The organism is Streptomyces verrucosisporus (assembly GCF_017114865.1).
GTDB classification, from domain to species: Bacteria; Actinomycetota; Actinomycetes; order Streptomycetales; family Streptomycetaceae; genus Streptomyces; species Streptomyces fenghuangensis.
This window is the reverse complement of record NZ_JADEYH010000006.1, coordinates 129,439-151,873: the sequence shown is the minus strand read 5'-3', so window position 1 is coordinate 151,873 and position 22,435 is coordinate 129,439. Positions and strand designations below refer to the sequence as shown.

At 74.2% G+C, this 22,435-nt stretch carries 15 protein-coding genes and 1 pseudogene; 12 read left to right on the top strand and 4 right to left on the bottom strand.

Features of this window, described 5'->3' with window-relative positions; all coding sequences use genetic code 11:
- Positions 1-135: 135 nt before the first annotated feature.
- On the bottom strand, positions 136-912 hold the full coding sequence (locus IQ279_RS10145; RefSeq protein WP_206348041.1) for a TioE family transcriptional regulator: 777 nt from the start codon (positions 910-912) through the stop codon (positions 136-138).
- A 58-nt stretch (positions 913-970) separates the two neighbouring features.
- On the opposite strand from IQ279_RS10145, the gene IQ279_RS10140 reads away from it, so the two are divergent.
- The 3 genes from IQ279_RS10140 (at position 971) to IQ279_RS10130 (ending at position 4,397) form a co-directional block, all read left to right on the top strand.
- Positions 971-2,188 carry an erythromycin esterase family protein gene (locus tag IQ279_RS10140; RefSeq protein ID WP_206348040.1) on the top strand — a complete coding sequence of 406 codons (1,218 nt, stop codon included), beginning with the start codon at positions 971-973 and terminating at the stop codon, positions 2,186-2,188.
- A 113-nt stretch (positions 2,189-2,301) separates the two neighbouring features.
- On the top strand, positions 2,302-3,456 hold the full coding sequence (locus tag IQ279_RS10135; protein ID WP_206348039.1) for a Gfo/Idh/MocA family protein: 1,155 nt from the start codon (positions 2,302-2,304) through the stop codon (positions 3,454-3,456).
- Positions 3,453-4,397: a DUF6807 domain-containing protein gene (locus tag IQ279_RS10130; RefSeq protein ID WP_206348038.1), complete on the top strand. Its 945-nt coding sequence runs from the start codon at positions 3,453-3,455 to the stop codon at positions 4,395-4,397. Before IQ279_RS10135 ends, IQ279_RS10130 begins: the two co-directional genes overlap by 4 nt.
- A 60-nt stretch (positions 4,398-4,457) precedes the next feature.
- Here the strand turns inward: IQ279_RS10130 and IQ279_RS10125 are convergent, their stop codons facing one another.
- Positions 4,458-5,255: a peptidoglycan-binding domain-containing protein gene (locus tag IQ279_RS10125; protein ID WP_206348037.1), complete on the bottom strand. Its 798-nt coding sequence runs from the start codon at positions 5,253-5,255 to the stop codon at positions 4,458-4,460.
- Between the two features lie 273 nt (positions 5,256-5,528).
- A complete protein-coding gene (locus IQ279_RS10120; protein WP_206348036.1) occupies positions 5,529-5,972 on the bottom strand; it encodes a YchJ family protein in 444 nt (147 codons plus the stop codon).
- A gap of 168 nt (positions 5,973-6,140) precedes the next feature.
- Here IQ279_RS10120 and ppk2 point away from each other — a divergent pair, with 168 nt between their 5' ends.
- From ppk2 to IQ279_RS10095, 6 genes and pseudogenes are all read left to right on the top strand, one after another.
- Positions 6,141-6,995, top strand: coding sequence for a polyphosphate kinase 2 (gene ppk2, locus IQ279_RS10115; RefSeq protein WP_206348035.1), 855 nt, complete (start codon positions 6,141-6,143; stop codon positions 6,993-6,995).
- 251 nt (positions 6,996-7,246) lie between these two features.
- A pseudogene (locus IQ279_RS27935) lies at positions 7,247-8,293 on the top strand (CapA family protein); the annotation flags it as partial.
- A 21-nt stretch (positions 8,294-8,314) separates the two neighbouring features.
- The gene (locus tag IQ279_RS27930; protein WP_372445116.1) at positions 8,315-9,205 is read left to right on the top strand and encodes an aminotransferase class I/II-fold pyridoxal phosphate-dependent enzyme; all 891 of its coding nucleotides are present in this window, start codon (positions 8,315-8,317) and stop codon (positions 9,203-9,205) included.
- A gap of 163 nt (positions 9,206-9,368) precedes the next feature.
- Entirely contained in the window at positions 9,369-10,565 is a 1,197-nt protein-coding gene (locus tag IQ279_RS10105; protein ID WP_206348107.1) for an extracellular catalytic domain type 1 short-chain-length polyhydroxyalkanoate depolymerase, read from the top strand.
- A 199-nt stretch (positions 10,566-10,764) separates the two neighbouring features.
- Positions 10,765-12,381, top strand: a complete 1,617-nt coding sequence (locus IQ279_RS10100; RefSeq protein WP_241027884.1) for a substrate-binding domain-containing protein — start codon at positions 10,765-10,767, stop codon at positions 12,379-12,381.
- A gap of 115 nt (positions 12,382-12,496) precedes the next feature.
- Positions 12,497-13,102 carry a hypothetical protein gene (locus IQ279_RS10095; protein WP_307792289.1) on the top strand — a complete coding sequence of 202 codons (606 nt, stop codon included), beginning with the start codon at positions 12,497-12,499 and terminating at the stop codon, positions 13,100-13,102.
- A gap of 68 nt (positions 13,103-13,170) precedes the next feature.
- Here the strand turns inward: IQ279_RS10095 and IQ279_RS10090 are convergent, their stop codons facing one another.
- A complete protein-coding gene (locus tag IQ279_RS10090) occupies positions 13,171-14,199 on the bottom strand; it encodes an AraC-like ligand-binding domain-containing protein (RefSeq protein WP_206348032.1) in 1,029 nt (342 codons plus the stop codon).
- Between the two features lie 271 nt (positions 14,200-14,470).
- Here IQ279_RS10090 and IQ279_RS10085 point away from each other — a divergent pair, with 271 nt between their 5' ends.
- From IQ279_RS10085 to IQ279_RS10075, 3 genes are all read left to right on the top strand, one after another.
- Complete coding sequence (locus IQ279_RS10085; RefSeq protein WP_206348031.1) at positions 14,471-18,124, top strand: WD40 repeat domain-containing protein; 3,654 nt, start codon at positions 14,471-14,473, stop codon at positions 18,122-18,124.
- 256 nt (positions 18,125-18,380) lie between these two features.
- Positions 18,381-21,389 carry a carbohydrate binding domain-containing protein gene (locus tag IQ279_RS10080; RefSeq protein ID WP_206348030.1) on the top strand — a complete coding sequence of 1,003 codons (3,009 nt, stop codon included), beginning with the start codon at positions 18,381-18,383 and terminating at the stop codon, positions 21,387-21,389.
- 228 nt (positions 21,390-21,617) lie between these two features.
- Positions 21,618-22,427: an endonuclease I family protein gene (locus IQ279_RS10075; RefSeq protein ID WP_206348029.1), complete on the top strand. Its 810-nt coding sequence runs from the start codon at positions 21,618-21,620 to the stop codon at positions 22,425-22,427.
- Positions 22,428-22,435: the final 8 nt, after the last annotated feature.

Genomic DNA, 22,435 nt, shown 5'->3' with positions numbered 1-22,435 from the left:
CTCGCCCGACCGGTGACCGCACCATAGCCGCCGGACGGGGCGGCGCAGGAGGCGTTGCGGTGGATCCGGGACGTTCTCCCGTCCTGCTTCAGCCGTCGGACTCCGTGCCGGGCGGCGGCCGTTCACCCGCGGAACTCACGAGGGCCCAGCCTCACCGCGTTCGCGCAGGTACGCGTCCAACTCGGCGGCCCCGGCCAGCATCGCCCGCCCGCGGGCGGACAGCCGGCCGTGCCAGTCGCGCAGAGTGGCCTCCAGCGGCTCCGGCCCGCCGGCCGTCCGCACCCGGTCGACCAGCGGGGCGATCTGCTCCAGCAGATGGCCGCCCCGTCTGAGCTGGTGGACCAGCCGGGCGTCCCGTACGTCGGCCTCGCCGTAGACGCGGTATCCGGTGCGCGGGTCGCGGTGCGGGCGGACCAGTCCGGCACGCTCCCACTTGCGCAGCGTCGCGGGCCGGATGCCGAGCCTCCCGGCCAGCGGCCCGATGAACATGCTGCCGGCCCCGGCCCCGGCCCCGGCCCCGGCCCCGGCCCCGGAGGCCGAGCCCGGCCCGGGGGCCGCGGCGGGATCCAGATCGCGCAGGGCGCTCTCCACGGCCCGGAGGGTCCGGCGGTCCTCCAGGAGCTGGGCGTGGCTCTCGTCGACGAGGCGGAACGCCTCCTCCTGCGAACCCTCGTTCACCGCCCGCATGATCGCCGTCGCCGCCCGGTGGCCGTGGCCGGGCACCAGGGCGAGGAAGGTGCGCAGGGCCCGCGCGTGCAGCGGGGTGTAGACGCGGTAGCCGTGGGGTGTGCGGTCGGCGGCCGGAAGGATGCCGGCCTCCTCGTAGTTCCTGACCGCCTGTGTGGACAGGCCGTGCCCGCGCGCCAGATCGACCGGCCTGAGCCGCTCACCGTTTTGAAGGTTTCTCCCCATGAAGGCGAAGATATCTCGGAAAAGTCTCCACCGAAGGTTCAACGATAGCGTTGAAGGCATGGCTACCGACACCAAGGACATCGCCCGCGCCGTCGACGCGGCGGCCGTCATGGGAGTGCTCCCGGCCCGGCCCCGGATGCTCGCCCTGGGCGAGCCCACCCATGGCGAGGACGCGCTGCTCGGCCTGCGCAACGAACTGTTCCGGCAGCTCGTCGAGGAGGAGGGCTACCGGACGATCGCGATCGAGAGCGACTGCATGGCGGGCCTGACCGTGGACGACTACGTCACCTCCGGCACGGGCACCCTCGACCAGGTCGTGGAGAGCGGGTTCAGCCACGGCTGGGGCGCCTTCGCGGCCAACCGCGAACTCGTGCGCTGGATGCGCGCCCACAACGCCCGCGCCGACGCCGAGGGCCGGCCCACCTCCGACCGGCTCCGCTTCGCCGGTTTCGACGGCCCGCTGGAGATCACCCACGCCGCGAGCCCCCGGCAGGCCCTCACCGCGCTCCACCGCCACCTCGCGGCTCATGTGGACGCGGACCTGCTCCCCTGTGACGAGCGGACGCTCGACCGCCTGCTCGGCGACGACGCCCGGTGGACCGAACCCGCCGCGATGACGGACCCGTCCCGGTCGGTGGGGCGGACCGCCGAGGCGGACGGGCTGCGGCTGCTCGCCGACGACCTGGTGGCGCTGCTGGAGGAGCGGACACCCCACCTGATCGCGGCGGCCTCACGGCAGGAGTGGGACCGGGCGCGCCTGTACGGGCGCACCGCGACCGGCCTGCTGCGATACCACCGCCGGATGGCCGACGCGTCACCGGAGCGTATGGCCCGGCTGTGCGCGCTGCGGGACTCGATGATGGCCGGGAACCTCCTCGCTCTCGCAGACCGGGGCCCGGTGCTCGTCCACGCCCACAACTCCCATCTCCAGCGGGGGAGGAGCACGATGCGGATGTGGGAGGGGCCGGTGGAGTGGTGGGGCGCCGGCGCGCTGGTGAGCGCCCGGCTCGGCGAGGAGTACGCCTTCGTGGCCACGGCTCTGGGCACGATCCGGCACCGGGGGGTGGACGCCCCGCCGCCGGACACCCTCGAAGGACTCCTGTACGCGCTGCCCCGGGACCGCTGCCTCGCCGGTGCCCGGGAGTTGGCCGCCGCCCTCGGCGACCCCCCTCCCGCTCCCCGTGTGTCCTCCTGGTTCGGCTACGCCCCGCTCGATCCGGCCCATCTGGCGGACAGCGACGGCGTCGTGTTCCTCAAGGACGTGCCGCAGGGCTGACCCGCGAGGCCGAGGGCTTGGCGCGCGGCCCTTTCCAGATGCCCGCGCCGCACCTAGGGTCTGGCCGGTAAGCGCTTTCTGCCATCGTCGGCCACCGAAGGAGCCCGAACCCGATGCCCCCGGTCACCCAACGCCTCCGCGCCGCCGTCGTCGGCGCCGGGGCCATCGCCACCGTCGGCCACCTGCCGGCCCTGGAAGCCCACGCGGACGAGGTCGAGCCGGTCGCCGTCGTCGACGTGGACACCGGACGGCTCGACGCCTTCCGCGCGAGGGCGGGCGAAGGGGTGGCGGGCTACACCGACCTGGCCCCGATGCTGGAGCGGGAGAGGCCCGACCTGGTGCTGATCGGCAGCCCGCCCTCCCTCCACCGCGAGCAGGCCGTGGCCGCGCTGCGCGCCGGAGTGTGGGTGCTGTGCGAGAAGCCGCTGTGCCTCCCCCTCGCCGAGTACGACGAGATCGCCGCCGCCGAGGGACCGGAGGAGGACGGCGGCCCGTACGCCACCGTCCTCTTCCAGCACCGCTACGGTTCCGGCGCCGTCCACGCCCGTGAGCTGTTCGCCTCCGGCGCGCTGGGCGCGCCGCTCGTCGCCCACTGCCAGACCACCTGGTACCGCGACGCCGCCTACTACTCCGTCCCCTGGCGCGGCCGGTGGGCCACCGAGGGCGGCGGTCCCGCCATGGGCCACGGCATCCACCAGACGGATCTGCTGCTGCATCTGCTCGGTGACTGGGCCGAGGTGCGGGCCATGGCCGGACGCCTGGTGCACGAGGTGGAGAGCGAGGACGTCTCCACCGCCCTGGTCCGCTTCGAGAGCGGCGCGATGGCCACCGTCGTCAACAGCGTCCTGTCCCCGGAGGAGACCAGCCGCATACGGATCGACTGCGCCGACGCCACCGTCGAACTCACCCATCTGTACGGCCACTCCAACGACGACTGGGTCTACACCCCCGCCCCCCACGTGGCCGGCGCCGCGGACGGCGCCGACCGCGTCCGCGCCTGGCGCACCCCGGCGGCCGACCTGCCCAGCTCCCACACCGCCCAGCTCGCGGCCGTACTGGCCGCCCGGCGCGCGGGCGTCCGGCCGCCCGGCAGCGGCCACGAGGCCCGCCGCACCCTGGAGTTCACCGCCGCCCTGTACAAGTCCGCCTTCACCGGGCTGCCGGTGCGCGCAGGCGAGATCGTCCCCGGCGACCCGTACCACGCCGCCATGCACGGAGACCACCCCGACTGGGCGCCGGGCGCCTCCGGGAGGGGGGCGATCCGATGAGCGCGCCGCTGACTGTCACCCACACCCACGGCGAGCGGATCTCCGTCGCCTGCGCCGGAGTGGAGCTGATGGCCTACGTGTACCGGCCCGACCCGGACGCCTTCGAGTCCCGCAAGCCCTACGCCCACCCGCTGCGAACCCTGGCGGGCCGCACCGTCACCGGCTACCGGCCCAGCGACCACCGCTGGCACAAGGGGCTGCAGATGACCGCCAGCCATCTGTCAGGGCAGAACTTCTGGGGCGGCAACTCCTACGTCCACGGCCGCGGTTACCTGCCGCTGCGGGACCGGGTGGGGTGGATGCGGCACGACGGCTTCGACACGGTGGACGTCCTCGGCCCGGCCGGGGACCGGGTGCGCGTGGCCGAACGGCTGACGTGGATCGAGAACGGCGGAGAGGAGTGGGCCCGGGAGAAGCGCACCGTCGAGGTGCACTCGGCCGAGCCCGGAGAGGGCGCCTGGGCGCTGGACTGGTCGGTCCACCTCACCAACATCCGCGCCGAGCCGTTGGTGTTCGGCTCCCCGACCACCGCCGGACGCGAGATGGCCGGTTACACCGGTCTCCACTGGCGCGGTCCGCGCGACCTCACCGGCGGCGACGTCCTCGGCCCCGGCGGCCGGGGCGGGAAGGGGGAGGCCGGCGCCGCGGCCATGATGGGGACCCGGGCGCCCTGGCTGGCCTTCACCGCCGAACGCGACGGAGCGGACGCGCACACCACCGTGGTCTTCGCCCACGCGCCCGGGAACGACGAAGCGATCCACGCCTCCCACTGGTTCGTGCGCTCCGAACCGACCCCGGTCGTGGCCTTCTCCTGGGCCTTCTTCGAGGAGTTCGAACTGCCGCCGGGCGAGAGCTTCGCCTACCGCTACCGCGTGGTCGTCGCGGACGATGCCTGGGATGAGGGCCGGGTGGAGTCCTGGCTCGGAGCGCACGGCTGGTGAACGCACGGGCGGCGGACACGCGGGGGTGCGCACAGAGCCGGTGAGCGCGCGGCCCGTCCGTCAGGTGCGCGCCTCCAGGTCGCGCCGGGTGTCGTCGCCGTACACGCCCTTCTCATCGCCCCGGATGCCGTACCACTGCTGGTAGCGGGCGACGGCCTCGGTGACCGAGGCGTCGTAGCGGCCGTCGACCTCGCCGCCGGGGTAGATGCCCGGGATCTGACGCAGCCGCCGCTGGAGCTCCTCCACCTCCGGACCGCCGTCCCCCTCCCGCAGCATGCTGGGCAGGGGGCGCCGCGACTGCTGGGAGGCGGGGCCGGGCGGCGGCGCGGCGGACTCCGGCGGTGTTCGGGACGGCTGTGCGGGCGCGGACGGCGTGCCGTCCGGGGAGGACGGGGGTGCGGCGGGAGCGGAGAGGCCGGGGTCCGGTGAGCCGGACGCGGAGGGCGGGGCGTCCGGCGCGGAGGCCGTCCGCTCGGGGGAGGGCGGCGGACCGCCGGACAGCGGTGGGCGGGGGTCGGCGGGCGTCAGGACACCGGAGGCCACCAGCAGGGTCGCCAGGGCGGAGCCGATCGCGCCCGTGGTCAGGGCCAGGGCGGTGGTGCGCGGGCCGCGGCGCCCGGTCAGGAAGCCCGTGCGCGGCTCGGGGGGCGCGGCGGGCCCGGAGGAACCGGCCGGACCGCCCCGGCGGGAGCCGCCGGCCTCCGTACCCCGTGCACCGGCTCCGTCCCCGCTTCCGGAAGCGTCGTCACCGGACCGCTGCGGTGCGCCCGGCCCCGGGCGGTCCCACGGGCCCAGGGAGCGCGGCTCCCCGGCAGCCGGACGGCGCAGCCGTGATCTCGAGTCGGGACGCAACGCCATCTCCCCCCTCCTGTGCTTCCTCCGCACCCGCAGAGCGGGGCGCGGAGGGGACCGCGGTGCGCCCGCGCGAGCGTTCCGCGGCCGACACGCACTCCACCGAGGCGCCGCGCCGCAGAGTACGCGGCCGCTCACGGATGGTCCCGGGGAAGGACCTTACTCGGTCGCGGCCGTGCCGGGGCCCGTCGTGCGCGGGCGGCGCACGGCTTCTTCACGTCCTGGGGCCCCCGGTCGTCCCTGGGCGCTCCGGGGTGCCCGGGTGCGGGTCGGGGGCGGTCAGGGGGCGCCGGAGGCGTCGAGGTAGACCCATGCGCCGGCGTGGCGCACGAAGCGGCTGTGCTCCTCCATGACGCCCTCGCGCCCTCGCTCGGTCCAGTGGGCGCGGAAGGAGACGGCCCCCTCGGTGTGGAAGGGACTGCCGCCGGTGGCGCCGAGGATCTCCAGACGCCGCCACCGGGTTTCCGGGTCCGTCTCCAGCCGCTCGGGCGCGGTGTCCGGATGCCAGGTGCGCAGCAGGTACGCCCGGTCGCGCACGGCGAAGGCGCTGTAGCGGGAGCGCATCAGGGCCTCGGCGGTGGGGGCGGCCGCCCGCCCCCGGTGGAACCGGCCGCAGCAGTCGGAGTAGGAGGCGGGCAGCCCGCACGGGCAGGGCGCACCGGGGGAGAGGGCGGGGGAGGCGGACGGGGCCTTCTGGCGCGGACGGGATCGGCGTCGGGACATGCCTCAATGGTGACCGCCGCGCGGACCGCGGCGCGCTCCGGGGCGCCGGTACCCGGGTACGCCGGTGCGGTCCCGTGTGTTTCCCGGCGCGGAAGGGGGGAGACGGTCCCTGTCGGCGCGCAGGAGCCCGGGAGGCCCCGGAGAGCACGGGAACGGAAAGGGGCGCGTATGACGCGGCAGGACGCCGGGAAGCGGCAGCCGGAGAAGCCCGCAGGGCGGCGTGCCCGGCTGCCCCGGCCGGTGTACGAGAGGGAACTGCTCCGGCTCCAGGAACAGTTGGTGATGATGCAGGAGTGGGTGCGCTCCACCGGCGCCCGGCTGGTCGTGGTCTTCGAGGGGCGTGACGCGGCGGGCAAGGGCGGCGCGATCAAGCGCGTCACCGAGTACCTCAACCCGCGCGTGGCCCGTATCGTCGCCCTGCCCGCGCCCACCGAACGCCAGCGCACCCAGTGGTACTTCCAGCGCTACGCCGAGCAGCTTCCGGCGGCCGGCGAGATCGCGCTGTTCGACCGCAGCTGGTACAACCGCGCGGGTGTCGAGCGCGTCATGGGGTTCTGCACCGACGAGGAGCACGCGCGCTTCCTGCGCCAGTGCCCGGTCTTCGAGCGGCTGCTGATCGAGGACGGCGTCCTGCTGCGCAAGTACTGGTTCTCGGTGAGCGACGAGGAGCAGGAGAGGCGCTTCCGGTCGAGGCTGGAGGACCCCATGCGGCGCTGGAAGCTGTCCCCGATGGATCTGGAGTCCCGCGTCCGCTGGGAGGCGTACTCGCGGGCCAAGGACGAGATGTTCGCCCACACCGACGTCCCCGGGTCCCCCTGGTACGTCGTGGAGGCGGACGACAAGCGGCGGGCGCGGATCAACATGATCGCCCATCTGCTGTCCGGCGTCCCCTACCACGAGATCGAGCCGCCGGAGCTGAGCCTGCCGCCCCGGCCGCCGTCCACGGGCTACCGGCGGCCGCCGAGGGAGACGCAGACCCGCGTGCCCGACCACGCCGCGACCCTGGAGGGGAGCGGTGGGTAGCGGCGCCCATGCCGTGTGCCCGGCGTACGGGGGTTCCGCCGGGCACACGCTGCCTGCCGGAGGCCACCCGCTTCCCGCGGGTTCCGATCGCGCGGTGCGCGGTCTCGCTCCGCTTCTCCGCGTCCGGTGGCCGCCTCCGACGGCCACCACCAGGACACCACGGACACGGCCGGGACGGCAGGGCCGACGGTCCCCCGTCCCCGGGACCGTCGGCCCCGGGGACGGGGCGGGAAGGTCCTATCCTCGGAAGCATGAGCGGGGCCGCGGTCACCCTGTTCCTCTGCGGTGACGTGATGCTCGGCCGGGGCGTCGACCAGATCCTCCCGCACCCCGGCGACCCGGAGCTGCGCGAGGCGTACATCCGGGACGCCCGCTCCTACGTCGGGCTCGTGGAGGCGGCCGGCGGCCCGGTGCCCCGGCCGGCCGGCTTCGAGTGGCCCTGGGGCGAGGCGCTCGCGGCGATCGACGATGCCGCCCCCGACGCCCGGATCGTCAACCTGGAGACCGCCGTCACACGCAGCGGCGCGTTCGCGCCGGGCAAGGGCGTCCACTACCGGATGAGCCCCGCCAACCTCCCCTGCCTGTCGGCCGTCCGCCCCGACGTCTGCGTCCTGGCCAACAACCACGTCCTGGACTTCGGCCGTCCCGGCCTGGAGGAGACGCTCGACGCCCTGGCGGGTGCGGGAATCGCCACGGCGGGGGCGGGCCGGGACCTCGCCGCCGCTCGGCGGCCCGTGCCGGTGCCCCTGGAGGGCGGGCGGCGGGTGGTGGCCTTGGCCTTCGGCATGCCCTCCAGCGGCGTACCGCCGTCCTGGTCCGCGGGCCCCGGACGGCCCGGCGTGGACGTCGTTGCCGAGCCCTCGCCGGCCGCCGCTGCCGCCGTGGCCGAGCGGATCCGCCGGGTCAGGAGGCCGGGGGACGTCGTGGTCGTCTCGGTCCACTGGGGGCCGAACTGGGGCTATGGGGTCTCCGCCGAGGAGACCGGCTTCGCACACGCCCTGGTCGACGGCGGCGCGGACGTCGTCCACGGCCACTCCTCGCACCACCCCCGGCCCCCGGAGGTGTACCGGGGAAGGCTCGTGCTGTACGGCTGCGGTGATCTGGTGAACGACTACGAGGGCATCACCGGATACGAGCGGTACCGGGACGACCTGCGGCTGCTGTACTTCGTCCGGCTGGAGCCGGACGGCCGGACGACCGGTGTGCGGATGGTGCCGCTCCAGGCGCGGCGGATACGGCTGCGCCACGCCTCGCGGGAGGACGCCGAATGGCTGCGGGCGGTCCTGGACCGCGCCGGCTGGCGGCCGGACCCGGACCGGGTGCTGTTCGCGGGGGGCGGGCGCCAGGCGATCGCGGCCGCGATCGCCGCGCTGGTCCCGCGGGGCGGACGGCTGGGCGCCGAGGAGCTGACCTACCCGGTACTGCGGTCCGTCGCGGGCCGGCTGGGGGTGGAGGTCGTCCCGCTGGCGGTGGACGGGGCGGGGGTGGTCCCGCAGGCCGTGGCCGAGGCCCACCGCACAGCACCGCTGGGAGCCGTCTACCTCCAGCCCACCGTCCACAGCCCGCTGGGCCTGGTGACGCCGACGCGGCGACTGGCCGAGCTGGCGGACGTGCTCGACCGGCTGGGCGTGGCCGTGATCGAGGACGCCGTCTGGGCCTTCCTCCGCGACGTACCGCCGCTGGCCGCCCTGCTCCCGGAGCGCACGGTCGTGGTCGACAGCCTCTCCAAGCGCCTGGCCCCAGGGCTGACCGCCGGATACGCGGTCGCCCCTCGCGCCCTCGCGCCCGCCGTCGCCGCGGCGCTGCGCTCCGGGGGATGGGGGCCCGCGCGCTTCGCTCTGGACGCGGCGGGGCGCTGGTGGGCCGAGGGGGCGGTGGAGGAGATCGTGCGGGCCAAACGGCGGGACGCGTCCGCCCGCCGGGAGATCGCCGCCCGCCGGCTGGAGGGCTTCGCGGTCGGCGGCGATCCGTCCTCGTACTTCTGCTGGTGGGAGCTGCCGCGTCCGTGGCGGGCCGACACCTTCGTCGCGGCCGCCGCCCGGCACGGCATCGCGGTCACCCCGGCGGCCGCGTTCGCCGCCGACGGGCTCCGGGCCCCCCACGCCGTACGTCTCGCCCTCGCCTCGCCGCCGCCGGACGTCCTCGCCCGCGCGCTGGACACCCTGGCCGTCCTCGCCCGCTCGGGGCCGGAGGAGGCCTGCGCCGAGTGACCTTCCGCGGACGCGGGCCCTTGCGGGGCAATGTGGGCGGCGGCCACCGGAGAGCCGGTGAACCTGTGGCTCCTGCATGTTCGGGTGATCTGCGTCACGCCCTACGGTACCGGCATTGATTGTCAGGTCCCTTTCAGGCGTAAGGATCCCCCTCGTGAGAGTCATGACCCTCCTGCGCCGCGCGGGTGTGCTGCTGGGCACGCTCGCGCTGGCGTTCACCGGACTGTCCGCCGCCCCGGCGGCGGCCGCCGAACTCGAACGCGTCACCGGCTTCGGTTCCAACCCGGGCGCACTGACCATGTACCGCTACATTCCCGACGACCTGCCCGCCGGCGCCCCGGTCGTCCTCGTCCTGCACGGCTGCACCCAGGACGCGCCCGGCTTCGTGACGACCTACGGCTGGCGCGCGTACGCCGACAGCCGCGGCTTCGCGCTCGTCGCGGCCCAGCAGGAGACGGGCAACAACAGCTCCCGCTGCTTCAACTGGTTCCAGGGCGGCGACACCTCGCGCGGGCGGGGCGAGGCGCTGTCGCTGCGCCAGATGGTCGCCCACACCGTGAGCGCGGTGGGGGCCGACCCGTCCCGGGTGTACGTCGCAGGGTTCTCCGGCGGCGGCGCGATGGCCGCGAGCATGCTCGCGGCCTATCCGGAGGTGTTCGCGGGCGGCGCGGTGCTGGCCGGTGTGCCGCACGGCTGCGCCACCAGCATGGTCGGGGCGTTCGGCTGCATGAACCCGGGCGTCACGAAGACCGCCGCCCAGTGGGGCGATCTGGTCCGCGCCCAGAACCCCGGGTACGGCGGCCCGTGGCCGTCGGTCGCGATCTGGCACGGTGCCTCCGACACCACCGTCGCCCCGGTGAACGCGGACGAGCTGGTCAAGCAGTGGACGAACACGCACGGCACGGACGCCACCGCGGACGGCTCCGCCTCGCTGCCCGGCGGGGTGACGCGGAGGGACTACGGCTCCTCCGCCGGCACCGTCGTGCGCGACTACCGCGTCTCCGGAATGGGGCACGCCGTCCCGGTGCGTCCGTCGGAGGGCTGCGGCACGACCGGCGCGTACACCGCCGACCTGATGTGCTCGACGGCGTACATCACCGCCGACTGGGGCCTGGGCGGCACCGACCCCGGTGACCCCGGTGACCCCGGTGACCCGGGCGACCCCGGCGACCCGGGGACGCCCGCCTGCTTCACGGCGAGCAACTACACCCATGTGCAGCAGGGCCGCGCCACCGTCCGCTACGGCTACACCTACGCGGTCGGCTCCGGTGACGCGCTCGGACTGTGGAACATCTACACCGTCACCTCCCTCACCGAGACCGAGCCCGGCTGGTACGAGCGGACGGCCTCCTGCGGCTGAGCGCCCCGCCACGCCCCCGCCGTACGCCCGCCGGCACGCCCGGGGGGCGTACGGCGCGCCGTACGGCCGGCGCACCGCTCCCCAACAGCCGGTGAACACTCGCCGGAAGCCGGAAACACCACTTCGCCGGAGCCCGGCCCGCTCATATGTTTGACGGCCCTTCACCATGTTCTCCACGGGGGTCGGACAGGCCATGGACATGCTTCGGTGGGAAGTCGTTCTCGCGGTGCTCGGTGTGCTCGTCCCGATCGTCGCCGCGCTCTACGAGTTCGTCTTCGTCGGACGCAAGCGACTCGGCTACCGGGTGCAGATGGACACCACCGCGACCGACGCCGTGCACGCCCGGCTCGCGGGAGTCCAGTACGCGGGGGCGCTCCAGCAGCTGCGGGAGGGCGACGGCACCCGGCTGGTGGACCCGTCGTTCGTCCTGCTGCGCGTGGAGAACAGCGGCGCGACCCACATCGACATCGACGACTACGCCGTCCTCCCCGACGACAGGGTCGGTGTCCGGGTGGAGTTCCCCGGGCGCAGGGTCGCCGGGATGGTGGTGACCGAGCTCAGTGACGACTTCCTGCGCCCCTGCTTCAGCGACGACTCGGGTCTGAACGTGCGCGACGGCGTCATCGAACTCCCCAAGGTGCCGCTCAACCGCTCCGCCCACTACAAGGTCCTGGCCGCCCTGGAGCGCACCGGCGGTGCGGGGGCCGGCACGGACCCGCAGGCGCCGTTCGAGCCGCCCAGGGTCATCGGCGGGATCAAGGGCGGTGTGGGCAACGGCGGCATACAGGAGACCAGGAGCCAGACCGGGACGCCGTGGCAGGCCGTCGTGCTGGTCTGCTTCCTGGTCCTGGTCATCCTCGGGCAGCTCGCCTTCTCCGTGCTCGGCCGCGTGGACGGCGCGGCGCCGCTGGACTGCGCCGGCGGCGAGCTCACCCTCACCGGGTCCACCGCCTTCGAGCCGGTGCTGCGGGAGGCCGCGAAGGCGTACCGGGAGACCTGCGGCGAGCAGGACGTGACGTTCCACCACGACTACCGGGGGAGCAAGGAGGGGCTGGACGCGCTGGCGAGGCAGGGGGCGCGGGAGGGCGAGGGGAACACGCGGATGCTGGCGTTCACCGACGGGGGCAAACGGGACGACCAGCCGCTGCTGCTGCCGCGTCCGGTCGCCTTCACCCTCTTCACCCTCGTCGTCCACGAGGACACCGGGGTCCGGGACCTCACACTGGAGCAGATCGACGGCCTGTACAGCGGGAGGACCGCCAACTGGAAGGACCTGGGAGGAGCGGACCTGCCCGTCCGTCTGGTGAGCCGTCTGAGCAACTCCGGCACCCGCGGCGTCTTCGAGAAGCGGATCTCCGCCGGATCGCGGCAGCTCGTGCGCAACTCCGACGACTGCCGCACCCTGCTGCCGGGCATGCCGCGCGGCCCTCTCAACTGCGAGCGGGGCTCCACCACCGGAGTGCTGGACGAGGTGGCGCGGACGCCCGGGGCGATCGGCTACAGCGGCCTCGACGAGGCGTCCGGACGGAAGGACCTGCGGCTGGTGCGCATCGACGGGCAGCGGGCCACCCCGGAGGCGGCCGACCACGGGGCCTACCCCTTCTGGGAGACGGAGTACGCCCACACCTACGGCGAGCCCCCCGCCAGGTCCCTGGCCGCCGGCTTCCTGCGCTACCTGACGAACGAGGTCGGCAGGGACGTCGTGCGCTCCCGCGGTCACCGGCCCTGCGCCGAGCTGCGGAACCCCGTGCTGTGCCGCCCCGCGCCGGCCACGGCCTCGCGGGAGGCGGGGGCGGGCGAGGGCGCCGGCGGATGACCGCCGCCGCGCCACCGGGCCCGGGCGCGGGGGCCGCCGCCCGGCCGTGCGGCTCCGGGCGGCGGCACACCAGAACCTCTGGTATGCCTTGAATGCCGCGAAATTCTCGAATGTCGTGGATACCGCTCGAATCGGACGAGGCGAACTGGAGATCATCGTGTCCGAACGCAACACGCTCGCCCGCAGCCTGCACGACCTGGGCATGGGCGCATGGTTCGGCGGCTCCCTGATGGGCGCCGTGGGTCTGAACGGCGTCGCCAGGGAGTGGGAGGACGCCGCGACCGGCGACAGGATCGCGAGCATCGGATGGGCGAAGTGGACGCCGGTCAACGGACTGGCCATCGCCGCCCACCTCGCGGGCGCCGTATCCCTGCTGGCGTCCAACATGTACCGCGTGGAGCACCAGCGGGGAGTGGGGGCCTCCTCGGCGATCAAGACCGTCCTGACCGGCGCGGCCCTGGCGGCCACGGCCTACAGCCGCGTCATGGGCAAGAAGCTGGAGATGGCCACCTCCGCCGACCCGGGCAAGGCGGCCGGGGCCCAGCACCACCCGGCCTCCACGGAGGACGCCGAGCGGCAGCTGCGCTGGGCCCAGTGGAGCATCCCCGTGCTGACCGGCGCGCTCACCGTCGTCAGCGCGCTCCAGGGCGAGCAGCAGAAGCCGGTCGAGCAGAAGGCGGGCATGCTGCGCAAGGCCGCCGCCCGCCTGGACATGGGCTGACACGGGACACCGGATACCCGGCGCACGGCACCCGGCACCCGGCACCGGGCGCCGGGTCGCGCGGTGCGTCAGCGGCCGGCGGCGTTCGCCACGAGATCGCCCCGCGCGGCCGCCGGCGTACCGCCGCGGGCCGGCGTGCGCTGCCGGTAGTCGCTGGGCGAGGTGCCGTAGGCGAGGCGGAAGGCGCGGCTGAAGGCGGAGGGGTCGGTCAGACCCCACCGGGCGGCGACGGCGTGGATGGGCGTGCGGTGCAGGGCGGGGTCGGACAGGTCCCGCCGGATGCGCCGCAGCCGCTGGTCGCGCAGGAACGCCGAGACGGTGGAGCCCTCGTCCCGGAACAGCCGGTGCAGATGGCTCAGGGAGATGTGGTGCGCCGCCGCGATCGCGGGCGGGGACAGGTGCGGGTCGTGCAGGTGCCGGCGTATGAAGGCCTGGACGCGCAGCAGCAGGGCCCGCCGCTGGTCCTCCGGCGGCAGCGCGTGGTCGCTCTCCAGGACGTGGGCGAACAGGGCGGACAGCAGATCGACCGCGACCGCGGCCAGCCGGGGCCCGTCGGACGGCCGGTAGCGGGCGGGGTCCGCCGCCACAGTGGTCAGGAACTGCGCCAGCAGCGCCCCCATGCCCTCCCGTGCGGGCAGGCCGCGGCGGGTCAGCCCGGTCAGCCGCTCCGGCGGCAGGTGCAGCAGGTCCCGGGGGACCTCCAGCCCGATGCCGCTGTACGGGCCGTCGCCGTCGCCCGCCCACATCTCGCAGGGGCGCGAGGTGTCCACCACGCACAGGGAACCGGGGCCGTAGCCGTCCGCGCGACCCTCCCGTGCGACCCTCAGCCGCCCCCGCAGCGGCAGGGACACATGGACGGTCCGCGGGTCGTGCCGCCGGACCAGCTCCGGGGTGCGCCGCAGGACGGCGGGCGCGAACTCCGCGGGCCACACCGTGACGGCTCCGAGGCTCAGCACGCGCAGCCGGGCCCGGAAGTCCGCCCGGTGGGGGCTGTCCGCCTCCAGGGGCGCGTGGGCCCGCCGGACCAGTTCGCACCATCGGCCGAACCGCTCGGCCGCGGGCACGTCCTCGCTCGCGAACACCGTCTCGTACACCATGTACTCCTCCTTCTCCCCGGTCGTGTCCCCCGCCGCCGGCCCGGCAGGAGCACACCGGTCAGTCCGGCCATGCCCGAGCCCCGAGTCTCGACCGGCAGGCGTTGTCAGGCAGGCCCGTTCCGCCGCGCCGGACAATTCGCGGCCGGCGCGCGGCCCGTTCCGGGGCGGGAGGCGACGGGGCGGAGCGCGGGCTTGTCGGCCGGTCGCGGGAGGCCTACGGTGGCGCCCGATCGCGGACGCGGCGGGCGGACACGGCGGGGGAGGACACGCGATGGGGCGCCGGGAGAAACCACTGGACCCGGCTGCCGGGCCGGTGCAGCGATTCGCCGTCGAACTGCGTGAGCTGCGCCGGGCGTCGGGCGGCACCACCTATCGGGCGATGGCCCAGCGGGCGCCCTACTCGGCGGCGACGCTGGCCGAGGCGGCGGCCGGCCGCAGACTGCCCACGCTTCCGGTCGCCCTGGCCTACGCGCAGGCCTGCGGCGGCGACCGGGAGGAGTGGGAGGAGCGCTGGCGCCGGGCGTGCGCCGACTCACTGGCCCAGCCGTCCGGCGCTGACGGCGCCGACGCCCCCTACCCGGGGCTCAGACGCTTCCAGCCGGAGGACGAGAAACGGTTCTTCGGACGCGAGCAGCTCACCGGCGACCTCGTACGCCGGGTGGGGGAGAGCCGCTTCACGGCCGTCGTCGGCGCCTCCGGCAGCGGCAAGTCCTCACTGCTGCGCGCGGGGCTGATCCCCGCCCTGCGCTCCGGCACCGCCGCGATGCGGCCTGCCGCCATCCGCGTCTTCACCCCCGGCCCGCGCCCGATGAGGGACCACCCCCGCCTGCTCGCGCCCGCCTCCCGTGCCCCCGACGCGGACACGGTGGTCGTCGTCGACCAGTTCGAGGAGGTCTTCACCCTGTGCCGCGACCCGGGGGAGCGCAGGGAGTTCATCGACCTGCTGCTGGCGGCCCGCCGCCCCCGCAGCCGGCTGCGGGTCGTCGTCGCGGTCAGGGCAGACTTCTTCGGCCACTGCGCGGGCCATCCCGACCTGGCCGACGCCCTGCGGGACGCCACGCTCCTGGTCGGGCCGATGACCCCGGCGCAACTGCGCCGGGCCATCGTCCGCCCGGCCGCCGACGCGGGCCTGATCGTCGAACGCGCCCTCACCGCCAGGCTGGTGGACGAGGCGACCGGCGAGCCCGGAGGACTGCCGCTGATGTCCCACGCCCTGCTGGAGACCTGGCGCCGGCGCCGCGGACGCGCCCTGACCCTGGCGGCCTACGAGGCCGCCGGCGGCATACGCGGCGCCATCGCCCAGACCGCCGAGGACCTCTACACCCGGCTGGACCCCGACCAGGCCGCCGCCGCCCGCGGGATCCTGCTGCGGCTGGTCAACCCCGGCGAGGGGGCGCCCGACACCCGGCGCCCCACCGACCGCGGCGAGCTGGGCGCGGACGGCGCGGGCCGCACCGCCGAGGCGGAGGTGCTGGAGCGGCTGGCGCGGGCCCGCCTGGTCACCCTCGACGGCTCGACGGTAACCCTGGCGCACGAGGCGCTGATCGCGGCCTGGCCCCGGCTGCGCGGCTGGATCGAGGCGGACCGGCGGCGGCTGCTCGTCCACCGGCAGCTGACGGAGGCCGCGCAGGTCTGGCACTCCCTGGACCGCGACGCGGGAGCCCTCTACCGGGGCGCCCGGCTCGCGGCGGCCCGTGACCGGCTCGGCGGCACGGAGGCGGGCCTCACCGCGCTGGAACGGGAGTTCCTGCTGGCCAGCGAGGCCGCGGAGGAGGCGGAGGCGGAGGAGGCCCGGTCCCGGACCATGCGGCTGCGGCGGCTGTCGGTGGTGCTGTCCGCCCTGCTGGTGCTCTGCGCGACCGCGATCGCGGCGACCGTCCAGCAGTACTCGATCGCCCGTGAGCAGCGGCGCGTCGTCACCTCGCACGAACTGGCCGCCCGGGCGGACTCGATGGCCGGGGAGCGCCCGGAGGCGGCGGCGATGCTGGCCCTGGCCGCCTTCCAGCGGGCCGACGTCCCCGAGACGCGCAGCAGTCTGCTGTCCGCCTACGCCCGCTACCGGGCCGACCGGTTCGCCGGGCAGGCCGGCACCGTGGCGGCGATGGGGTTCTCCCCGGACGGCCGAATCCTGGCGACGGCCGGGGACGGCCACGGCGTCAGGCTGTGGGACACCCGGGCCCGCCAGGTCGCCGCCACCCTCACCGGCCACACGGACCGGGTGAACGACGTGGTCTTCTCCCCGGACGGCCGGCTGCTGGCCACCGCGGGCGACGACCGCAGCGTCAAGCTGTGGGACACCCGGAACCACCGGGTCGCCGCCACCCTCACCGGACACACCGGCCAGGCGACGACGGTGGCGTTCTCCCCGGACGGCGACACCCTCGCCACCGGAGGCGGCGACGGGACCGTGCGGCTGTGGGACGTGGCGGAGGAGCGGCAGACGGCCGTCCTGGCCGGGCACACGGGCGAGGTGACGACGGTGGCGTTCTCCCCGGACGGCGACACCCTCGCCACCGGTGGTGTCGACGCCACCTTGCGCGTGTGGGACACCGAGTCGGGCCGCGAGAGCGCCACCCTCACCGTCATGAGGAGCGCGTCGACCGGGCAGCGCAGCCCGGTCCACGACGTGGCGTTCTCCCCGGACGGCCGTGTCCTGGCCGCGGCCGGCACCGAGATCACCCGGCTGTGGGACACCGCCACCTACCACTACCGCAAGACCTCCTCGGTGACGGGCCGCCGCGAACACGCCCACCGGGAACTGGCGTTCACTCCCGACAGCCGTACCCTCGCCGTCACCGCAGCCGACGGCACCGTCAGGTTCTGGGACACCGGCGACCGCCGTACGACCGCCACCATCACCGCCGGGGAGGAACCGGCCGCCTACGAGACGGCACTGTCCCCCGGCGGCCGCGTCCTGGCCGTGGCCGACGGCGAGGGCCGGGTGCAGTTGTGGGACACGGCCACACAGCAGCGGACCGCCGTCCTGGGTACCGCCGTCCCGTTCTCCCGGCTGGCGGCCTTCTCCCCCGACGGGGACACCCTGGCCACCACAGGGAGCGCAGACGGGGCGGTGGAGCTGTGGCGGACGGACGGACACCGCCGGCTGCGCACCCTGGAGCACGGAAGCGACGTGCACGCGGCGGCGTTCTCCCCCGACGGCCGCATCCTGGCCACCGGCACCGCCGACGGCGCGGTCCGGCTGTGGGACGCCGCCTCGGGGCGTCGGCGGGCCGTCCTCACCGGTCATACCGACGCGCTGACGGCCATGGCGTTCTCCCCGGACGGCCGTACCCTGGCCACCGGTTCCTCCGACGACACCGTACGGCTGTGGGAAGCCGCCTCGGGGCGGCGGACGGCCGTCCTCAGACGGCACACCGACCGGGTGCACGCGCTGGACTTCTCCCCGGACGGCCGTACCCTGGCCACGGCCTCCGCCGACCGCACCGTGCTGGTGTGGGAGGTGCGCGGCCGGCGGGTGCGGACCTCCCTGACCGGCCACGAGGGCCCGGTCGCCGGTGTGGCGTTCTCCCCGGGCGGCAGGCTGCTGGCGACCGCGGCCGGAGGCCGCGTCCGGCTGTGGGACACGGCCTCGTACCGCACCGCCGCCACCCTCACGGGCCACCCCGACGGCGCCGAGCACGTGGCGTTCTCCCCGGACGGCGGAACGCTGGTCACCGCGGGGACGGGCACGATCCACCTGTGGGACACCGCCTCACGCGGCACGGCGGCCACTCTCACCGGCGACGGGGAGATCTCAGCCATGGCCCTGAGCCCGGACGGCCGGACGCTGGCGACCGCGGGTGAGGAGAAGCGCCTGTGGCGGCTCGACACCGCAGAGGTGGCGGCCGAGGTCTGCCGTGCGAGGCGGACCCACCGGTGGTCCGAACTGGTCTCGGACCTGCCCGCCGCGCCTTCCTGCCCGTGATGCCCCACGGCCGGGAGGACCGCGAGGCCCTTTACGTGAGTGTCATGCACGGATAAATTCTTGGCACCGCAACAACTTGCGTAAATATTCCGGCAGTTGTTTCAGGCCTGCCGCTCCACCGTTTCACCGCACTGCCCGGCCGGTTCCCGAGGCGCGTCAGGATCCGGTCCCCACGGGGGCTGTGCGGATACGCCGTATCCGCACAGCCGACGAACGCCGCGGCTCCGGCAGCCGCGGCCCTGCCCTGGAGACGCGCATGAAGATCAGTACATCTCCGCCACCACGGCGCTCGTCGGCGGCTGCCGTCGCGGTCGTCGTGGCGAGCGGCCTGCTGGCCCTGCCGGCGGTGGCACCGCCGGGCGGGGCCGCCTCCGAGACCGTGCCCGTCGCGGCGGAGGCCGGGAACACCGCGACGGTCTTCTACCACACCGGGACCAGGAACTGGTCCGAGTACAACCTGCACTGGGCGCCGGACGGCGGGCAGTGGACGGCCGTGCCGGGAGAGGCGATGGAGGCGGCCTGCACGGGCTGGGTGAAGAGGACCGTCGACCTGGGCAGCGCCTCCGGACTGCAGGCCACCTTCAACGACGGCTCGGGGACCTGGGACAACAACGGCGGGCAGAACTACGACCTGGGCACCGGGAACATCACCGTCAGGGACGGCGCGGTCGCCCACTCCGACCCCTGCGCGGGCACCGAACCGGACCCGGGGGAGGGGGACGGCGAGGGGAGCGCCGTCACGGTCTACTACTCGACGGCCGCCCTGGGCTGGTCCACCGCCAACATCCACTACCGGCCGGACGGCGGCGCGTGGACCGAACCGCCCGGCGCCGGCATGGAGGCCGCCTGCGCCGGCTGGTGGAAGCACACCGCGGACCTGGGCGGCGCCGATTCGATGAAGGCCGCCTTCAACAACGGCAACGGGGTCTGGGACAACAACAACGGAACCGACTACACCATCGCCGCCGGAATCGCCACCGTCGAGAACCGGACCGTCACCCAGGACGCCGACGACCCGTGCGCCGACGAGGAGCCCGACACACAGGCCCCCACCGCGCCCGAGGGGGTGACCGCGAGCGCCGACGGCACCTCGGTCGTGGTCTCCTGGGAACCGTCCACCGACGACCGGGGGGTCACCGGCTACCAGGTGACCCGCACCGGCGGGACCAAGGGCACGGTCGTCACCGACGTCGGCTCCACCGTCTTCTCCGACACGGGTCTGGAGGAGAGGACCGCCTACGTGTACACCGTCAGGGCCGTGGACGCGGCGGGCAACCTCTCGGCCCCCTCCGCCGAGGCCGGGGCCACCACCGGTGAGGAGCCGCCCGCGCCCGCCCAGGGCAGGCCGCTGGGCACCGACCCGCGCAAGGACCCGATCTACTTCGTCCTCACCGCCCGCTTCAACGACGGCGACTCCTCCAACAACCGCGGCGGGAACCAGCACGAGAGGTCCGGCAACGCCGCCAACGACGACCCCATGTTCCGCGGCGACTTCAAGGGACTGATCGACCGGCTCGACTACATCAAGGGGCTCGGCTTCTCCGCCGTGTGGATCACCCCCGTGGTCCTCAACCGCTCCGACTACGACTACCACGGCTACCACGGCTGGGACTTCTACCGGGTGGACCCCCGCCTGGAGTCCGCCGGCGCCTCCTACCAGGACCTGATCAACGCCGCCCACGCCAAGGGCATGAAGATCTACCAGGACGTGGTCTACAACCACTCCTCCCGCTGGGGCGCCAAGGGCCTGTTCACCCCGACCGTCCACGGGGTGCGCGACGACGAGTGGAGCTGGTACTACGACGAGCCGAACGAGGGCTTCGAGTACGACGGCCTGACGGTGGACCCGAAGTCCGGCAAGGCCCACTACAACGGGGACCTGTGGTCGACGGCGGAGCCGGCCGGCAACACCTGCCTGAACTGGGGCGAGCCCACCGGCGCCAGGAGTCCGGAGGGGTACACGATCTACAACTGCCAGTGGCCCAGCCCCACCTCCGGCATGTTCCCCCGGGCCCTGTACCACGACTGCTGGATCGGCAACTGGGAGGGCGAGGACTCCCGCTCCTGCTGGATCCACGAGGACCTGGCCGACTTCGACACCGAGAGCGCGGCCGTGCAGAACCATCTGATCGGCGCCTACAACAAGTACATCGACATGGGCGTGGACGGCTTCCGCGTCGACACCGCGGTCCACATACCGCGCACCACCTGGAACCGCCGTTTCCTGCCGGCCATCCAGGAGCGCGTCACACAGCGGTTCGGCGCGGAGGCGGCGAAGAACTTCTTCGTCTTCGGCGAGGTCGCGGCCTTCGTCAACGACAAGTGGAACCGCGGATCGGTCAACCACTCGGCGCAGTTCTACACCTGGAAGGAGCGCAAGGAGTACAGCGCCGACGACACCGAGGCGGCGCTGGAGATGTACCAGTGGGAGCAGGCGCAGGGTCCGGCCGGCCAGCCCGCCTCGGACAACGCCTTCCTGCACGGCAACGACTACCACGCCCCCGACCACAGCCGGTTCTCGGGCATGAACGTCATCGACATGCGCATGCACATGAACTTCGGCGACGCCCGGAACGCCTTCCACAACGGCAAGGACTCCGACGACAGCTACAACGACGCCACCTACAACGTCGTCTACGTCGACAGCCACGACTACGGGCCCAACAAGAGCGGTGACCGCTACACCGGCGGCACCGACGCCTGGGCGGAGAACATGTCGCTGATGTGGACCTTCCGCGGCATCCCCACCCTGTACTACGGCTCGGAGATCGAGTTCCGCAAAGGTGCGAAGATCGACTGCGGGCCCACCTGCCCGCTGGACAGCACCGGCCGCGCCTACTTCGGCGACCACCTCGCCGGAAGCGTCACGGCCTCGGACTTCTCCGAGGTGGCCTCGGCGACCGGAGCGGTCGCCGAGACCCTGGACGAGCCGCTGGTCAGACATGTGCAGCGGCTCAACCGGATCCGGCGCGCGGTGCCGGCCCTGCAAATGGGCCAGTACTCCACCGAGGGGGTCAGCGGTGAGATGGCGTTCAAGCGCCGGTACACCAGCGGCTCCACGGACAGCTTCGCGCTGATCACCGTCACCCACGGCGCCACCTACACCGGCATCCCCAACGGCACCTACACCGACGCCGTCACCGGGGAGAGCAGGCAGGTCACCGGCGGCAGGCTGGCCGTGGACGCCCCGGGCAAGGGCAATCTGCGCGTCTACGTCCTGAACGGCACCGGGAAGATCGGGGCGGACGGCCCCTATCTGAAGTGATCCGCTCCCCGGGGTGACCCGCCCCACCCGTCCCCCGCCCGTGCGCCCGGAGAGGCCCTCCCGCCCGTCCGGGCGCACGGAACCGGGGTCGGTGGGCCGGTGTTCCCGTGACGGTCACGGGATCTTCCCACTGTGCTGTTGGCAGGGACATGTCCATATGGGAAGCTCCGCATATCGAACAACCGTTGGCAGTCCCTGAACCGGGGCTTACCGAAAGGACATCCCCGCATGTCCCGCTCCCGTGGGTCCGCGGCCGGAGGCATAGCCCTGGCCGCGGCCGCCCTGCTGGCCGTGGCCGTCCCCGCCTCCGTCTCGGCCGCCCCCGCTCCGTCCGCCGCGCTCCCGGCCTCCTCGGCGGACACCTACTACGCGCCCGCCGAGGGGAAGACCGGAGCCGCGCTGAAGGCGGCGCTCAACGACATCATCAGCGAGCAGACCAGGCTCTCCTACAGCCAGGTCTGGGACGCGCTGGGAGACACCGACGAGGACCCCTCCGACCCGGACAACGTGATCCTGCTGTACAGCGGCCGCTCCCAGGCGAAGTCCGAGCACGGCGGCAACCTGGGCGACTGGAACCGCGAGCACGTGTGGGCCAAGTCCCACGGCGACTTCGGCACCAGGACCGGACCCGGCACCGACCTGCACCATCTGCGCCCCACGGACGTACGGGTCAACAGCATCCGGGGGAACAAGGACTTCGACGACGGCGGCAGCGCGGTCTCCGGGGCGCCCGGCAACTACACCGACGGCGACAGCTTCGAGCCCCGCGACGCGGTCAAGGGCGACGTGGCCCGCATGATCCTCTACATGGCCGTGCGCTACGAGGGCGAGGACGGCTTCGCCGACCTGGAGCCCAACGACCGGGTGGGCAACGGCTCGGCGCCCTACCACGGGCGTATCAGCGTCCTGAAGCAGTGGCACCGACAGGACCCGCCCGACTCATTCGAGCGCAACCGCAACGAGGTCATCCACGACGAGTACCAGCACAACCGGAACCCGTTCATCGACCGCCCCGAGTGGGTCGAGGCCATCTGGTGAGACCGGAC

Excerpts from the sequence above, each read along its gene's own strand:
- ppk2 (WP_206348035.1), top strand. The coding sequence starts at position 6,141 with ATGACGCGGCAGGACGCCGGGAAGCGGCAGCCGGAGAAGCCCGCAGGG.
- IQ279_RS10080 (WP_206348030.1), top strand. The coding sequence starts at position 18,381 with ATGAAGATCAGTACATCTCCGCCACCACGGCGCTCGTCGGCGGCTGCC.
- IQ279_RS10090 (WP_206348032.1), bottom strand. The coding sequence starts at position 14,199 with ATGGTGTACGAGACGGTGTTCGCGAGCGAGGACGTGCCCGCGGCCGAG.
- IQ279_RS10075 (WP_206348029.1), top strand. The coding sequence starts at position 21,618 with ATGTCCCGCTCCCGTGGGTCCGCGGCCGGAGGCATAGCCCTGGCCGCG.
- IQ279_RS10135 (WP_206348039.1), top strand. The coding sequence starts at position 2,302 with ATGCCCCCGGTCACCCAACGCCTCCGCGCCGCCGTCGTCGGCGCCGGG.
- IQ279_RS10145 (WP_206348041.1), bottom strand. The coding sequence starts at position 912 with ATGGGGAGAAACCTTCAAAACGGTGAGCGGCTCAGGCCGGTCGATCTG.
- IQ279_RS10130 (WP_206348038.1), top strand. The coding sequence starts at position 3,453 with ATGAGCGCGCCGCTGACTGTCACCCACACCCACGGCGAGCGGATCTCC.
- IQ279_RS10120 (WP_206348036.1), bottom strand. The coding sequence starts at position 5,972 with ATGTCCCGACGCCGATCCCGTCCGCGCCAGAAGGCCCCGTCCGCCTCC.
- IQ279_RS10085 (WP_206348031.1), top strand. The coding sequence starts at position 14,471 with ATGGGGCGCCGGGAGAAACCACTGGACCCGGCTGCCGGGCCGGTGCAG.
- IQ279_RS10105 (WP_206348107.1), top strand. The coding sequence starts at position 9,369 with ATGACCCTCCTGCGCCGCGCGGGTGTGCTGCTGGGCACGCTCGCGCTG.
- IQ279_RS10100 (WP_241027884.1), top strand. The coding sequence starts at position 10,765 with ATGCTTCGGTGGGAAGTCGTTCTCGCGGTGCTCGGTGTGCTCGTCCCG.
- IQ279_RS10125 (WP_206348037.1), bottom strand. The coding sequence starts at position 5,255 with ATGGCGTTGCGTCCCGACTCGAGATCACGGCTGCGCCGTCCGGCTGCC.
- IQ279_RS10140 (WP_206348040.1), top strand. The coding sequence starts at position 971 with ATGGCTACCGACACCAAGGACATCGCCCGCGCCGTCGACGCGGCGGCC.